Source organism: Nonomuraea turcica, from assembly GCF_030718205.1.
Classification (GTDB): domain Bacteria; phylum Actinomycetota; class Actinomycetes; order Streptosporangiales; family Streptosporangiaceae; genus Nonomuraea.
Window position 1 is genome coordinate 229,072 of the sequence record NZ_JAUZQF010000019.1, and the last position, 15,610, is coordinate 244,681.

Sequence of the window (15,610 nt, forward strand, 5' to 3'; positions counted from 1 at the left end):
ATGTGCGGAATCGTGGCCTACGTAGGCCCCAAGGACGCAGCGCCCATCCTGCTGGAGGGCATGCAGCGGCTTGAGTACCGGGGCTACGATTCGGCGGGGATCGTGGTGTCCAACAAAGGGCTGAAGGTCCGCAAGTGCAAGGGCCGGGTGGCCGACCTGGCCAAGGTCGTGCCCACGCGGTTCAAGGGCGGCCTGGGCATCGGGCACACCCGATGGGCCACGCACGGCGTGCCCAGCGATGAGAACGCCCACCCGCACCTGTCGGCCGACCAGCGCATCGCGGTCGTGCACAACGGCATCATCGAAAACGCCGGCGAGCTGCGCGCCAAGCTGATCGCTGACGGTGTCGAGTTCGCCTCGGAGACCGACACTGAGGTGCTCGCCCACCTGATCGCCCACGCCGTCGACGAGAACGACTCCCTGGAGGAGGCGGTCAGGAAGACGCTCAAGAGCATCGTCGGCACCTACGGCATCGCGGTCATCGACGCCGAGCGGCCCGGCGAGGTGGTCGTGGCGCGCAACGGCAGCCCGATCGTGCTCGGCATCGGCGAGAAGGAGATGTTCGCCGCCTCCGACGTGGCCGCCCTGGTCCGCTACACCCGCCAGGTCGTGCACCTGGAGGACGGCGAGCTGGCCGTGCTCAAGGCCGACGGCTTCCACACCTTCGCCAGCGACGCCCGCGAGACGGCCAAGGAGCCGCTGACCGTCGACTGGGACGCCGGCCACTACGACACCGGCGGCTACGAGCACTACCTGCTCAAGGAGATTTCCGAGCAGCCCGAGACGATCACCCGCACGATGAGCGGCCGGCTCGACGAGCGCTTCCACGTGGCCCACCTGGGCGGGCTCAACATGGACGCCCGTGAGACGCGCGGCTTCCGGCGTGTGAAGATCATCGGCTGCGGTTCGGCGTACTACTCGGGGCAGATCGGCGCGCAGCTCATCGAGGAGCTGGCGCGCATCCCGTCCGACGCCGAGCCGGCCAGCGAGTTCCGCTACCGCAACCCGGTCGTCGACCCCGACACGCTCTACGTCGCGATCAGCCAGTCGGGCGAGACCTACGACACGCTCGCCGCCGTGCAGGAGCTCAAGCGCAAGGGCGGCCGGGTCATCGGCATCGTCAACGCCGTGGGCAGCGCCATCGCCCGCGAGGTGGACGGCGGCATCTACCTGCACGCAGGGCCGGAGGTCTCCGTCGCCTCGACCAAGGCGTTCACCTCGACCGCGATCGCGTTCGCGCTGCTCGCGCTGCACCTGGGCCGGGTGCGCGACCTGTCGCCGGCCGACGGGCGGCGCATCGTGGAGGGCCTGCGCCGGCTGCCGGGGCAGATCGAGGAGATCCTCACCCAGGGCGACAAGATCGCCGAGCTGGCGCGCAAATACGCCGAGCACCCGAGCATGATGTTCGTCGGCCGCGTGCGCGGCTACCCGGTGGCCAGGGAGGGCGCGCAGAAGCTCAAGGAGATCTCGTACGTGCACGCCGAGGCCTACCCGGCCAGCGAGCTCAAGCACGGCCCGCTCGCGTTGATCGGCCCCGACATGCCCACGGTCGCGATCGTCCCCGACGACGAGCTGCTCGACAAGAACCTCACCACGCTCGGCGAGATCCGCACCCGCGGCGGCCGGGTGCTGATGGTGGGCCACCGCGAGCCCGAGCACAAGCTGGCCGACGACGTGATCGTGATCCCCAAGAACGAGATCGAGCTCGACCCGATCCTGCTCACGATCCCGCTCCAGCTGCTCGCCTACCACGCCGCGGTCGCGCTCGAACGCGATGTGGACAAGCCGCGCAATCTTGCAAAGAGCGTAACTGTCGAGTAATCGGCTCTAATTCAGCCGCAAAGCTCGTTATTCCGCTGCGAACGACATAAATTCAGTGGTGTGCGGCCGTTCGACCAACACAGGCCTAATCCCGCACGCATGTACGACTACATGCTCGGCGGGTCGGCCAACTACGCGGTCGACCGGGAGGCCATCGAGCAGCTCGCGGAGCTGATCCCGGAGGCGGTCCCGCTGGCCCGCGCCAACCGGGCCTTCCTGCAGCGTGCCGTTCGGTACGTGGCCGCCGCCGGAGTACACCAGTTCCTCGACCTGGGCAGCGGGCTGCCGACCCAGGGCAGCGCGCACGAGGTCGCACCCGAGGCCCGGGTCGTCTACGTCGACCACGACCCGGTGGTCGCCACGCACGCCAAGGCCCTGCTCGCGGAGCTCGCCGAAGCACGAGCTCCGCGAGCTCCGGGCAGGGCCGTCGTGGTCGAGGCCGACCTGCTGGACCCCGATGACGTGCTTGCCCAGGCCGGGCGGTTCCTCGACCTGGCCGAGCCGGTCGGGGTGCTGCTGGTGTCGATCCTGCACTTCCTGCCCGACTCCGCGCAGCCGCAGCGGGCGGTGGCCGCGCTGCGCGAGCGGATGCCCCCCGGCAGCCATCTCGTGATCACCCACGCCACCACCCGAGGACGGCTGGAGGAGGAGCGGCCGCAGGGCCCGGCGGCGAGTGGCGGCGATCGTACGCCCGCCGAGATCCGCGCGTTCTTCGGCGATTTCGCGCTGGAGCCGCCGGGGCTGGTGCAAGCCGTCGACTGGCGTCCTGACCGGCCCAAACTGGTGGGGGACTGGTCGTTGCCGTCGTCACTGATGGCGGGCGTGGCGAAAAAGGTAGCAGCGAAAAAGTAGCTGTTTGACCGAATTAATCCCGCTATTTCAGCATCTATCTTCGGCGCGATCTCAACACGTACGTGTGCATCTCTCTGTAATGGGTGAATAACTTAGGGTAAGGAGGGGTCGGGCGAAGGAGAGGCACATGCGCCGTCGGCGGTTCGTCGCATGGGGGCTGGGCGTGGCCGCGATCGCGGCCGGCTGCGGGACCGGGCACGTCACCGGCGGCGCCGGGGCGGGGCGGCGGGCCGAGTTCTCGATCAACCCGGGCGGGCGCCGCTGGGACCGGGTCGGGCAGGCGTTCGCCGGCGCGGCCCGCACCTCCGGATACGAGACCGGCACCGGGACGAGGATCACCGTGACCGGCCTGCCCGCGCTGGCCGCCGCCGAGCTGAACAATGCCGAGACGCTGCTCGACACCGCCACGCCGCTGTCCAGGCTGGCCGGCGACGTGGAGGTCGTGGTCGTGCCCGCGAACTCCCGCTTCAAGGACTTCGCCGACTTCGGCGCCCACCTGCTGGCCCGGCCGGGCCAGACGCCGCTGGCGGGCGGGCCGGAGGGGGCGCCCGACCACCTGCTGTTCGGACTGATCGCCAAGGGGCTCGGCGCGGACACCAGGCAGGTCGACTACACCGGCTACCCCAGCAGCCAGGAGGCCATGATCGCGCTGCTGTCCGGCAAGGCCTCGGCCGCCGCCGGGCTGCTCCCGGACTGGCGTGGGAGCATCGGCCAAGGCCGGGTGCGGGCGCTGGCGGTCTCCTCCGCCGTCCGGGTGCCCGACTTCGACGTGCCGACGTTGCTGGAGTCCGGCGTACGCGTGGACTTCGCCGACTGGACGGCGGCCTTCGGGCCCGACGACATGCCGGAGGAGAGCCGCGCATCGGCCATTCGCATGTGCGAGGACGTCACCGGCTCGCCCGGCTGGCGGGCCGCCTGCCGGGCGGCCGGCTGGATCTCGATCCCGCTCAGCGGCGACGACTTCGCGCGATGGCTCGGCTCCGAGGTGGAGCGCACCCGCGCCGTCCTGCGGGACCTCGGCCTCGTGGACGCGACCAAAGCCACAACATGCTGGGGTAGTTGCGGGAACGGCCACTAGATGTAGGATCCTGATCGTCGCTGGTTCGCCTCCCCGGAGGCGAAGCAAAAGGGAACCCGGTGCGATTCCGGGGCTGCCCCGCAGCGGTGAGCGGGAACGACCGCCGTCATGAGCACTGGAGCGATCTGGGAAGCGACGGCCATTAGGAGCCTTTGAGCGCGCCCGCGAGCCCGAAGACCTGCCAGTGGCGTGCAGTGTCCATGGCCTCGAGGGAGGGCCGCGGAGCGACGGGGACCCGCCGTGCTCTCGCGCTGCCCTCACGGGGATGAGCTCGCGAGGAGAGAGCACGTGACGCAGGTCATTGAGATCGACCGCCGGCTGGCCATCGAGGAGGCCGCGGCCCGGGTGATCACCGACCCGGCCAACTCCAGGGTCGCCGCCCGGCTGCTGGCCGAGGAGATCGCCGACGAGGCGGCCGCCCACGGGGTGCGGACGTTCTCCGAGTCCATCGCGGCCACCTACGCGGCCGGGCTGATCCAGGACGGGCTGGCCGCGTTCGTCACCACGCACGCCGCCGAGCTGGACGCGCTGATCTCGGAGGAGGCCGACGGCCGGTTCGAGTACTTCGGCCTGCGCACCGTCTACGACCGCTACCTGCTGCGCCACCCCGAGACGCGGGCCGTGCTCGAGCGGCCGCAACACTTCTTCCTGCGCGTGGCCTGCGGCTTGTCGGAGACGGTGGGGGAGGCCGCCGAGCTCTATGCCCTGATGTCCACGTTGTCCTACCTGCCCAGCTCGCCCACATTGTTCAACTCCGGCGCCCGCCGGCCGCAGCTGTCGTCGTGCTTCCTGCTCGACTCGCCGCGCGACGAGCTGGAGTCGATCTACGACCGGTACGGCCAGGTGGCGCGGCTGTCGAAGTACGCCGGCGGCATCGGCATCTCCTGGACTCGGGTGCGCTCGCGCGGCTCCCTGATCCGGGGCACGAACGGCCACTCCAACGGCATCGTCCCGTGGCTGCGTACCCTCGACTCCTCGGTCGCGGCGGTCAACCAGGGCGGCCGGCGCAAGGGTGCGGCCTGCGTCTACCTGGAGACCTGGCACGCCGACATCGAGGAGTTCCTGGAGCTGCGCGACAACACCGGCGAGGACGCGCGCCGCACCCACAACCTCAACCTGGCCAACTGGGTGCCCGACGAGTTCATGCGCCGGGTGGAGGCCGGCGAGGTCTGGTCGTTGTTCGACCCGAAGGAGGTGCCCGACCTCACGGACCTGTACGGGGAGGCGTTCACGGCCGCGTACCGGGCGTACGAGGCCGCCGGGCGATATGTCATGCAGATCCCCGCCCGCACCCTGTACGGCCGCATGATGCGCACCCTCGCCCAGACCGGCAACGGCTGGATGACGTTCAAGGACGCCGCCAACCGCACCTCCAACCAGACTGCCCGCCCCGAGAACGTCATCCACCTGTCGAACCTGTGCACCGAGATCCTCGAGGTCACCAGCGACGGCGAGACCGCCGTGTGCAACCTCGGCTCGATCAACCTGGCGGCCCACCTCACCGCCGGGGACATGGACTGGGAGCGGCTGCGCCGCACCGTCCGCACCGCGGTGCGCTTCCTCGACCGCACCATCGACCTGGGCTTCTACCCGACGCCCGAGGCAGAGGCGGCCAACAAGCGGTGGCGGCCGATCGGCCTCGGCGTGATGGGCCTGGCCGATGTCTACTTCACCCTGCGGCTGCCGTTCGACTCCCCGCAGGCCCTCGCCCTGTCCACGCGGATCGCCGAGGAGATCGCGCTGGCCGCGTACGACACCTCGGCCGACCTGGCCGACGAGCGCGGCAGGCACCCGTCGTACGCCGACACCCGGGCGGCCGGGGGAGTCCTGCACCTGGACCACTACGTAGCGAGCACGCCGCTCTGGGACGCCCTGCGTCAGAAGATCGCGATCAACGGTCTCCGCAACTCCCTTATGATCGCCATCGCGCCGACCGCCACGATCGCCTCCATCGCCGGCTGCTACGAGTGCATCGAGCCGCAGGTGTCCAACGTGTTCAAGCGCGAGACCCTGTCAGGGGAGTTCCTCCAGGTCAACCGCTACCTGGTGGCCGACCTGCAGGCGCGCGGGCTGTGGACGCAGCAGCTGCGGGACGCGATCAAGCGCGCCGACGGCTCGATCCAGGACGTCCCCGGCATCCCCGAGGACCTGAAGTCGCTCTACCGGACCGCCTGGGAGCTGCCGCAGAAGGCGCTGATCGACCTGGCGGCGGCGCGGCAGCCGTACATCGACCAGTCGCAGTCGCTCAACCTCTTCATGGCCAGCCCGACCATCGGCAAGCTCTCCTCGATGTACGCCTACGCCTGGAAAAAGGGCCTGAAGACCACCTATTACCTGCGCTCGCGCCCCGCGACCCGCATCGCCCAGACCACGGTGGCCGCCTCCGCTCCGGAGGCCGTGGTGGAGGCCGTCGCGTGCTCGCTGGAGAACCCAGAGGTCTGCGAAGCCTGCCAGTGACCCGTTGACCACTTCACCGAAGAACGCGGCCAACGATGCGCTCGTCACGGCGCGCACCCTGTGAAGAAATGTTTTGAGGAGAAAACGTTGCTGCTCGACCCCGGCATGGACCTCACCCTCCGCCCGATGCGCTATCCGGACTTCTACGAGCGCTACCGCGCCGCCATCCGGAACACGTGGACGGTGGAGGAGGTGGACCTGCACTCCGACCTCGCCGACCTGACGAAGATGACGCCGCAGGAGCGGCACCTCATCAACCGCCTGGTCGCCTTCTTCGCCACCGGCGACTCCATCGTGGCCAACAACTTGGTGCTCAACCTCTACCAGCACGTCAACGCCCCCGAGGCCCGCCTCTATCTCAGCAGGCAACTGTTCGAGGAGGCCGTCCACGTGCAGTTTTACCTGACCCTGCTCGACACCTACCTCCCCGACCTCGACGAGCGGGTGAAGGCGTTCGACGCCATCGAGCACATCCCGGCGATCCGCGACAAGGCGGAATTCTGCTTCAAGTGGATCGACTCCATCAACGGCCTGGCGCGCCTGGAAACCGCTGCCGAGCGCCGCCGATTCCTCCTCAACCTCATCTGCTTCGCCGCCTGCATCGAGGGCCTGTTCTTCTACGGCGCCTTCGCCTACGTGTACTGGTTCCGCTCCCGAGGCCTCCTCGGCGGCCTGGCTACCGGCACGAACTGGGTGTTCAGGGACGAGTCCATGCACATGGAGTTCGCCTTCAGCGTGGTGGACACGGTCCGGGCCGAGGAGCCGTCGTTGTTCGACGACGAGCTGGGCAAGCAGGTCACCGCCATGCTGGAGGAGGCCGTGGCGGCCGAGCTGGCCTTCGCCGAGGACCTGTGCGGCGACGGCATGGCCGGCATGAGCGTGGACCAGATGCGTCAATACCTGGAGTACGTCGCCGACCAGCGCCTGGCCAGGCTGGGCCTGCCCCGCCACTACGGCTCGGCCAACCCCTTCGCCTTCATGGAGCTGCAGGACGTCCAGGAGCTGGCCAACTTCTTCGAACGGCGTGTCTCCGCTTACCAAGTGGCGGTTGAGGGCAATGTGACCTTTGACGAGATGTTTTAAGACAAAGGGGGCATCAGCGTGCAGTCTCCGTCGGACTGGCCCATTCTCGTAATCTCGGTGATCGGGGCGATCATCCTGGTTGAGGCGGTCCGCCGGACGCTGAACAGGATCGGGCGCAAATTCGCGCTCGCCCGGCACCTGGTGGAGCACTGCACGTGGCCCGCGTTCACGGTGGCCGCCGTCCTGGCGTTCAACCTGGTGTTCGGGCCCGGCATGTTCGGCGACTCGCCGTCCGAGCGGAGCCTCGCCGGCACGGTCGAGCGGGTGCTCGGCCTCGTCTCGATCGCCGCGATCACCTGGCTGATCGTGCAGGCCACGTACGCGCTGACGGACGTCATCCTCGACCGGCTGGTGCAGGTCGAGGGCGAGCGTAACCGCCGGGCGCGGCGGATCATGACCCAGATCGCGCTGGTCCGCCGGGTCGCCGGCGCGATCATCATCGTGGTCGCGGTCGGCGCGATGCTCTTCTCCTTCCCACAGGTGCGGGCCCTCGGCGCCGGCCTGCTCGCCTCGGCCGGCATTGCCGGGGCCATCGTCGGCATCGCCGCCCAGCCCACCATCGGCAACATGCTCGCCGGGCTCCAACTCGCCTTCAGCGACGCGCTCCGCCTCGACGACGTCGTCGTGGTCGAGGACGAATGGGGCAGGGTCGAGGAGCTCACCCTCACGTACGTCGTGCTGCGCCTGTGGGACGAGCGCCGGCTCGTCCTGCCGGTCAGCTATTTCACTCAGACCCCGTTCGAGAACTGGACCCGGCACGGCAGCCGCGTCCTCGCCGTCGTGTTCCTGCGCGTGGACTGGTCGGTGCCGGTGAAAAAACTCCGCGAGGCCCTGTACGAGTTCCTGCAGGGCAATCCGCTGTGGGACCAGAAGGATTGGACGCTCCAGGTCACCGATGTGCTGCCCAACGGACTGGTCGAGCTCCGCGCCCTCATGAGCGCCGCCGACTCGCCGTCCTCCTGGGACCTCAAGTGCGACGTACGGGAATTCCTCGTCGACTACGTCAGGGACAACTTCCCGGAATCCCTGCCCCGCTTCCGCGTCGAAACCCCGGAGACCAGGGTCGGCTTGCCTTGGGAACACGCGGAGAAATAAATGGGTGGCTCGCGCGCCGATCACCGGTTTACCGTAGTAACCGTCCACCCGAGAAGAGCAAGCGGAGGAAGGCGGCGAAAATGCGCGACCTGAGCATTGCCCGGCCGCTCACGGCCTGCCCCGAGCAGCCGCCGCGCAGGTTTTCCGGATAGTCCTCGAGGACTACCAGGAAAGCCGTCTCGACCATATCCGAGGCGGCTCTTTTCATGCACGACATCCATATCCGAGTGTGGGGTAGCTTGGTCGCCCGCCTGCCTTGGGAGCAGGAGCATCGCAGGTTCGAATCCTGCCACTCGGACGACGGCCCTGAAAGAAAAGGGTCGCGGGCCACGGCCTGGCCGACGGGAATGGCGCCCCCCGGCCGGGCCACGCCCTCGCCCCGGGCACGGCCCACGCCAGCCAAGCCCGGGGCCCAGCCGCTGCCTGCACGGGAACGCACGCCACCTGTGGCACGCCTTGCGCAAGCATGAGAAGTGGGGGCGGTGCGTGCACTAGCGTCCCCTTATGGCTACTTTCGCCAGGCTGACCGGACGGGCGGTGGCGGGCGCCGGAGTGCTGGCGCTGTCGCCGGTCCTGGGGCTGGCCACGCTCGCCGGGATGGCGATGGTGGGCGCGGAGCCGACGGCGTTCGCGGTGACGGGCCTGGCGGTGTTCGCGTCGGTGTTCTTTCTGGGCCTGCTGCTGTGCGTGCCGAGGCCGAGGGCGGCGTGGGGGCGATGGTTACGCGCGGCGGTGATCCTCGGGGTGGAGGCGACGGTGGTCTGGCACGTCAGTGTGACCACCTTGCGCCCGGCTCCGTCTCACACTCCACCGGCGCCGGTGGCCGGGCAGCGCGAGTGGCGGCTGCCGACGGGCTCGGTGCTGGCGTACGTGCGGCTCGCGCCGAAACGGGTCACCCGGCCCGACCCCGTGGTGTTCCTGCACGGCGGCCCGGGCGTGGCCGATCTGGCGGCGTCCTCGGCGTTTTTCGGGAAGCTGGCGGCGGACGGCCACCAGGTGTACGTCTATGACCAGCTCGGGGCCGGGCGTTCGGCGCGGCTGCGGGACCCTCGGGGGTACGGGCTGACGCGCGACGTGGCGGATCTGGAGGCCATCCGCCAGGCGGTGGGCGCCAAGCGGCTGAACCTGATCGCCCAGGATTACGGCGCCCAGCTCGCGGCCGCCTACCTGACAGCGCATCCGGACCGCGTCGCGAGGGCGGTGCTCTCCTCTCCGGCCGGACTTCACCCGGCCGGACCGTCCCGGGGAGCGCCCGCCTGGGAGCCCCAAGGGCGAGAGGCGGACGGGAAGGTCGAGGTGGCGGCGGTGTTCGGACGCGACGGGACACCGGACCCGCGCCTGCTCGCCGTCTCCACGCTGTTGCGGGTGGACCCGCGGGCGGCGCACGCGTTCGCGGGTGACCGGGAGTTGGACGCCTACCTCGACCTCGTCCGCGAGGGAGCCCCGCATCCCTGCCCCGCCGCCGCACCCGGTTCTGGCGGGTATGTCGGCCTGACCGGGCGGGCCGCGCCGGGCTCGCTCCGGCTGAGCCTGGCGACGGTGACGGTGCCCGTGCTGATCGTCAAGGGCCAGTGCGATGAGCAGAGCTGGGCGTCGGCCATGGAGTTCCGGCGGGCGCTGCCCTCGGCCAGGCTCGCCTACCTCGGCGGCGGCACGTACCAGAGCGAGGCGTATCTCGGGCTGCTGCGGGCGTTTCTGTCCGGCCGTGCGGTGCCCGCCTACGAGGGCCAAGGCCTGCCCCCTGGCTACCGAGGCCCCGCCTGACCAAGTCCCCCACTCATCCGCTTCTTGGCGGCCGACAGCGTGGCATGGACGCCGAAGCCGCCGCTCGCCCGCCGGTCGCGGCTGGTCGACGGCGCCGTCCCCCGGCGCCATAGTACGAGAGTGTTGATGTTCACCCCCCGGCACCGCCGGACTACCGCCTGCCTCACCGTCGCTACCGCCGCCGCGCTGCTCGTCCCCGGCACCGCCCACGCCGGCACCGACCCCACCGCGACGGTCTTCTACCCCAACCCGGTCCAGACCCTCGGCAACCAGTTACTGACGGACGACAAGGACCGCGACAGCGCGGCCTTCGCCCTCGCCTACCGCACCGTCACTCTCACCGACCTGGACGGCTCCGGAACCCTCACCGGGCGTTACGTCCGGGTCAAGAGCGAGACCGGCAAGCCGGTGAAGGGCACCTTCTCCTTCCACCGCGACACCGACCAGTTCGAGCAGGTGATGGGGTACTACTGGGTCACCACCGCCCAGCACTACCTGCAGTCGCTCGGCTTCGGCTCCCGGCTGCGCCCGGTCAACCAGCGCCAGATCGAGTTGCGGATCAACCAGTACGGTCCCGACAACTCCTTCTTCCGCGAGGACAAGGCCAACATCACCCTCGGTAAGGGAGGGGTGGACGACGCGGAGGACGCCGAGGTGATCGTCCACGAGTACGGTCACTCGGTGCAGGACGGTCAGGTGCCTGGCTTCGGCACCACGCTGGAGTCCGGCGCGATCGGCGAGGGCTTCAGCGACTACCTCGCCGTCGCCGTGACGAGCTGGAAGACCGGCGTGCCCGCGAACGCGCCGGAGGCCTGCGTCGCCGACTGGGATGCGGTCTCCTACACCTCCACCACCCCACACTGCCTGCGCCGCCTCGACGGTACCAAGCGCTACCCGGAGGACGCGGTGGGCCAGGTCCACCGCGACGGTGAGATCTGGTCGGCGGCCCTGTACGACATCCGCGCCCGCCTGGGTGACAGTCTAGGCAGCACGATCATCATCGATGCCCAGTTCGACTTCGCCAAGGACACCACGTTCCGTGCCGCCGCTGAGGCGACGGTGGCCACGGCGCAACACCACGGCGGCGCCACCGCCGCCACCGCAGTCCGCGAGGCCTTCGCATCCCGAGGCCTTCTCTGACCGAACAGCACTCCGCCGGAGCAGGCGTGCGTGAGGTGCTCGAGCCCGAGGTCGCAGCCCTGGCGGCGGCCCCGGGCCGAGCGGCTCTAGCCGGAGCCGAGAGAGCCGACCGTCACACGCCACTCGCGCAGCTCGCGATCCTTGGTGACCTGCAGCTGTGTGTAGGGGTCCTGGTCGACGAGCGCCTGCGCCGCGGTCTCGTCCTCCGCCTGCAGGACGATCATGCCGGCCGTCAGGTCCGTGTAAGGGCCGGCCGCGACGAGGCTGCCCTGCTCCAGGAGCTTGTTCAGGTGTGCGAGATGGTCCTCGCGGCGCTCCGCTCTCAGTGGGGTGTCGTTGTAGCCGTAGGTCAGGACGAACAGTGCCATGCCGAGATGCTCCTTTTCCGCTGTTTCTACTGTTGGACGACCGGGACCGGCTGACGTTGCCCGTCGAGGTCTCCCAGCCCGTACACCCGTCGTGCGTTGCCGGCGAAGACGTCGCGTTGGCCGGCGGGCGGGAGGTGGGCCAGCGCGTCCTTCCACGTGCCGACCAAATGCGGCATGATGGTCCAGATCTTCTCGACCGGGAAGTTGGTGCCGAACATGGCCCGGTCGGTGCCGAACCAGCCGATCACCTGGTCGGCGACCATGGAGATGAGATCGGGATCCACGCGGTGGACGAAGGTGCCTTGCCCGGTGAGCTTGACGACGATGTTCGGCCGCTCGGCCAGCGCCGCCATCCCGGCCCGCCACGCCTCGAGCCACTCGTGGCCGATGAGCATGCCCGCGTGCACGAGGACGAAGGTGACGTCCGGAAAGGCGGCCGCCAATTCGCCCGCATCCGGCATCTGTTCGGGAAAGACCTGCAGTTCGAACAGCCAGCCGAGGTCGGCGAGCGCGCCGATGTTCTTACGGAAGACCGGATCCTTCATGCGGTCGGGCGCCGTGGCGAACCGGAACTCCGGCCGCTCGTGCCAGTGCAGTTGCTGCCGGATCCCCCGGATCAGTGGGGTGAGCGCAGCCTGCCGTCGCATGATCTCCGGAGCGGCCTCGTCGAACATGTCGGCCGATCCGATGACGGCCATCGGCCAGCCTGTCTCCTGATGAACCTCGCGGAGCCATCGCACCTCGTCCACGACCCGGTCGAGCGGCCAGTTCGTCTGTACGTAGACCGACTCGCCGATGCCCGAGGCCGTGGCGTCGGCGATGTACTCGTCGATCAGGTAATCCCGCCTGATCGGCTCGTAAGGCCCGAAGATCCGCGGCACCATCGGGCCGGACAGCCACGGCAGGTCCCCGGCCCGCCAGATGTGATGGTGCGAGTCGACGATGTCGCCCGTGTAGCGGGTCGTCTCCGACATGACGATCACTCCCTGACCAAGGTCTGTACCTGCTCGTACGCCGTACGCAGGTCGCGTACGCCGGCAAGTGCGTCCACACTGCCGAGCACGGCCGACATGCCGCGGGTGACCGGCCGGTACGCCGGGTCGCAGGCGAGCGGCGACCACCACAGCAACCGGTGGCTCAGCAGCGACAACCGCCGCACGGCCGCCTGCATGGGCCCGCAGTCGCCGCGTTCCAGGCCGTCCGAGAGCACGATCACGAGGGCGCCGCGCGCCACGGTGACATAGCGGGGGTTGCCGAGGAACTCCTGGAGCGAGGCGCCGATCCGCGTCCCGCCCTCGGCGTCCAGGACGACGTCGCTCAGCGAGCCCACGGCCGCATCGACGTCACGGGCGCGCAGCGGCCCGGTGACGCGGGTGAGCCGGGTGCCGAAGGTGAACACCTCGGCGCGTTCGAGGCGGCCGACCACGGCGTGGGCGAAGCGGAGGTAGGCGGAGCTGTGCTGCTTCATCGACCCGGACACGTCGATGAGCAGCAGCACGCGGCGCTGCCGCCGCGGACGGTTCCGCCGCCGCAACGTCACGATCTCGCCGTGTCCGCGCCAGGACTCACGGCAGATTCTGGCGACGTCGATCCACGGCCCTCGCCGGGCTGGCCGGCGGCGGCGTGACCGGACCGTCGGCACCGCGCCGGGCAGTTCCCGCCGCAGCAGCGAGAGCACTGCCCGGTCGGCCTCGCTCGCCGGGCCGAACACCGGGCGTCTCTCGCGCTCCGAGGAGCCGGCCTTGAGGCCCGCCTCCCCGCCGAACGTCGCCGTGAAAGGAGCTTCGTCCCCCTCTCCGCGCGGCGCGGGGGTCTCGTCGTCGGGGGACTCCTGATCGCGGACGGGCCGTGCCGCGACCTCCCCGAACCAGCGCTCGAACGTGGGGGAGTAGACCTCCAGGTCCTCGCTGGAGGTGGTGAGCGTGGCCGCCCCGATCCAGTAGAGGTGCGTGGCGTCGCGCGGGCCGACGGCCTCGATCGCCTGAAGGAAGACCCGCTGTCGGGGCACCGGCACGCGCAGGCCCTGATCGTGCAGGTCCCGCAGGAACCCGTGCACATGATCGCCGATGCGCGCGACGAGGGACCGCTCAGTCACGGAACATCTCCGCGGCATGGCGGCCGACAAGGGCCAGGTCCTCTTCGTGCTTGACGAGCAGCCCCGCGGACCGGCGCATCGCCTCCAGCCAGCTCGAGCCCTCGCGGGCCAGCGCCTGCACGCCGCGGGCCCAGGAGACCGACTCCGCGATGCCGGGGCGCTTCAGCAGAGCCAATCCGCGGATGCGATGCACGGCGGCCACGAGACGGGCCGCGCTCCTTTCGTCCAGACCCGGCGCCTGGGCGCGGATGATCGCTCGCTCCCGTTCGGCGTCGGGGAAGGGGATCCAGTGGTAAAGACACCGGCGCTTGAGCGCGTCGTGCAGTTCGCGCGTCCGGTTCGAGGTGAGGATGACGAACGGAGCGCTCGCCGCCCTGATGGTGCCGATCTCCGGGATGGTGATCTGAAAGTCGCCGAGGAACTCCAGGAGAAACGCCTCGAACTCGCTGTCCGCACGATCGATCTCGTCGATCAGCAGCACCGCCCCGGATGCCGCCCGCAGGGACCGCAGCAGCGGGCGCTGGAGCAGGAACTCCTCGCGGTACAGGTCGCCGACGCCGCGCCCCTCCACCTCGGCGGCCCGCAGGGACAGCAGCTGCTTCGGGTAGTCCCACTCGTACAGGGCCTGGGAGGCGTCCAGCCCCTCGTAGCACTGCAGCCGGATCAGCTCGCGGTCGAGGACCCGGGCCAGGACGTTCGCGATTTCGGTCTTGCCGACCCCCGGCTCACCCTCCAGAAGCAGCGGCAGCCCGAGCACGCCGGCCAGGTGGACGGCGGTGAGCAAGCCCTCGTCGGCGAGGTAGCCCTCCGCGGCCAGCCGCCGATCCAGCACGTCCTGATCAGCCGGCACGGCCGGCCCGCAGCTCGTCGAGTCCGCGCAGCACCTTCTCCGGAGTGAACGGCATGCTCGTCAGCCGTACGCCGACCGCGTCGTACACGGCGTTGGCGATCGCGGGGATCGGCGCGTTCGCCGTCATCTCACCGATTCCCTTCGCGCCGAACGGCCCGTTGTCGGCAGGCCGTTCGAGGAACACGCTGGTTTGCGCCGGGATGTCGGCCGGCCCCGGCATCAGGTATTCGGTGAAATCGACAGGGCCGTGCTCGCGCGAGTCCGGGTAGTACGGCTCGGTCGACTCGAACAGGGCGTGCGACAGGCCCATCCAGGCACCGCCCTCCACCTGCTGCGTCGCGATGGCCGGGTTGAGCGCCCGGCCGATCTCGTAGGTGTTGTAGAGCCGTAGCACCTCGATCACACCGGTCTCATCGTCGACCTCGACCTCGGCCACCGTGCACGCGTGGGCCTGGCAGGAGTCCGGGTCCATCTCGCCGGTCTCCGGCACCGGGGTGCTCGGCTCCTTGAGGAAGATGCCCCGGCCGGAGATGGTCCGGCCCTGCCGGAAATGCGCGGCGAGCGCGACTTCGCTGATGTGGATCTTCTTTTCCGACGATCCTTTGAGGCGGATGAAGCCCGTGCCGTCGGTCTCCAGATCCTCCGCGTCGACCTCCAGCTCGTCGGCGGCGACCTGGAGCATGACGTCCCTGGCCTCGCGCGCCGCCATGATCACGGCGTTGCCGACTCGGTGGGTGCCGCGGCTGGCGAACGTCCCCATGCAGTGCGGGCCGGTGTCAGTGTCGGCGGTGTCGACGATGATGTTCTCGATCGGGATGCCGAGCGTCTCCGCCGCGCATTGGGCGACGACCGTTCGCAGCCCCTGGCCAAGATCCACCGAGGAGAGCGTGACGACGAATCCGCCCATCGTGGTGGCGTGGACGAGTGCCTGCGACGGGTCGCCGCCGAGGTTCATCCCGGTCGGGTAGTTGACCGCCGCGTATCCGCGCCCGTGCCGTAACGCCATA

At 69.7% G+C, this 15,610-nt stretch carries 13 protein-coding genes, 1 tRNA gene and 1 riboswitch; of the genes, 9 read left to right on the plus strand and 5 right to left on the minus strand.

All coding sequences use genetic code 11. The features are described 5' to 3' along the window. From glmS to Q9G87_RS40850, 9 genes are all read left to right on the plus strand, one after another. Window positions 1-1,821, plus strand: coding sequence for a glutamine--fructose-6-phosphate transaminase (isomerizing) (glmS, locus tag Q9G87_RS40810; RefSeq protein ID WP_305921958.1), 1,821 nt, complete (start codon window positions 1-3; stop codon window positions 1,819-1,821). Window positions 1,822-1,881: 60 nt separating this feature from the next. Next, the gene (locus tag Q9G87_RS40815; RefSeq protein WP_305921959.1) at window positions 1,882-2,673 is read left to right on the plus strand and encodes an SAM-dependent methyltransferase; all 792 of its coding nucleotides are present in this window, start codon (window positions 1,882-1,884) and stop codon (window positions 2,671-2,673) included. Between the two features lie 127 nt (window positions 2,674-2,800). Then, window positions 2,801-3,751: a tripartite tricarboxylate transporter substrate-binding protein gene (locus tag Q9G87_RS40820; RefSeq protein WP_305921960.1), complete on the plus strand. Its 951-nt coding sequence runs from the start codon at window positions 2,801-2,803 to the stop codon at window positions 3,749-3,751. Window positions 3,752-3,755: 4 nt separating this feature from the next. Then, window positions 3,756-3,951, plus strand: a riboswitch (cobalamin riboswitch). Between the two features lie 88 nt (window positions 3,952-4,039). Further along, window positions 4,040-6,208: a ribonucleoside-diphosphate reductase subunit alpha gene (locus Q9G87_RS40825; RefSeq protein WP_305921961.1), complete on the plus strand. Its 2,169-nt coding sequence runs from the start codon at window positions 4,040-4,042 to the stop codon at window positions 6,206-6,208. 87 nt (window positions 6,209-6,295) lie between these two features. Beyond that, on the plus strand, window positions 6,296-7,291 hold the full coding sequence (locus tag Q9G87_RS40830) for a ribonucleotide-diphosphate reductase subunit beta (RefSeq protein WP_305921962.1): 996 nt from the start codon (window positions 6,296-6,298) through the stop codon (window positions 7,289-7,291). Window positions 7,292-7,309: 18 nt separating this feature from the next. After that, window positions 7,310-8,386: a mechanosensitive ion channel family protein gene (locus Q9G87_RS40835; RefSeq protein ID WP_305921963.1), complete on the plus strand. Its 1,077-nt coding sequence runs from the start codon at window positions 7,310-7,312 to the stop codon at window positions 8,384-8,386. Between the two features lie 223 nt (window positions 8,387-8,609). Further along, a tRNA-Pro gene (locus Q9G87_RS40840) sits at window positions 8,610-8,684 on the plus strand. Between the two features lie 206 nt (window positions 8,685-8,890). Then, on the plus strand, window positions 8,891-10,150 hold the full coding sequence (locus tag Q9G87_RS40845; protein WP_305921964.1) for an alpha/beta fold hydrolase: 1,260 nt from the start codon (window positions 8,891-8,893) through the stop codon (window positions 10,148-10,150). A 126-nt stretch (window positions 10,151-10,276) separates the two neighbouring features. Next, window positions 10,277-11,290 (plus strand): M36 family metallopeptidase, encoded by a 1,014-nt coding sequence (locus tag Q9G87_RS40850; protein ID WP_305922006.1) that lies wholly within the window; start codon window positions 10,277-10,279, stop codon window positions 11,288-11,290. An 86-nt stretch (window positions 11,291-11,376) separates the two neighbouring features. Here the strand turns inward: Q9G87_RS40850 and Q9G87_RS40855 are convergent, their stop codons facing one another. The 5 genes from Q9G87_RS40855 to Q9G87_RS60930 are packed head-to-tail and all read right to left on the minus strand — an operon-like array spanning window position 11,377 to window position 15,609. Then, complete coding sequence (locus tag Q9G87_RS40855) at window positions 11,377-11,658, minus strand: YciI family protein (protein WP_305921965.1); 282 nt, start codon at window positions 11,656-11,658, stop codon at window positions 11,377-11,379. Between the two features lie 26 nt (window positions 11,659-11,684). Continuing rightward, on the minus strand, window positions 11,685-12,632 hold the full coding sequence (locus Q9G87_RS40860) for an amidohydrolase family protein (RefSeq protein WP_305921966.1): 948 nt from the start codon (window positions 12,630-12,632) through the stop codon (window positions 11,685-11,687). A gap of 5 nt (window positions 12,633-12,637) precedes the next feature. Further along, window positions 12,638-13,753 carry a vWA domain-containing protein gene (locus Q9G87_RS40865; RefSeq protein ID WP_305921967.1) on the minus strand — a complete coding sequence of 372 codons (1,116 nt, stop codon included), beginning with the start codon at window positions 13,751-13,753 and terminating at the stop codon, window positions 12,638-12,640. Beyond that, on the minus strand, window positions 13,746-14,603 hold the full coding sequence (locus Q9G87_RS40870; RefSeq protein ID WP_305921968.1) for an AAA family ATPase: 858 nt from the start codon (window positions 14,601-14,603) through the stop codon (window positions 13,746-13,748). Before Q9G87_RS40870 ends, Q9G87_RS40865 begins: the two co-directional genes overlap by 8 nt. Continuing rightward, entirely contained in the window at window positions 14,593-15,609 is a 1,017-nt protein-coding gene (locus Q9G87_RS60930; protein WP_371825901.1) for a xanthine dehydrogenase family protein molybdopterin-binding subunit, read from the minus strand. The genes Q9G87_RS40870 and Q9G87_RS60930 overlap by 11 nt, the downstream gene beginning before the upstream one ends. Window position 15,610 lies beyond the last annotated feature (1 nt).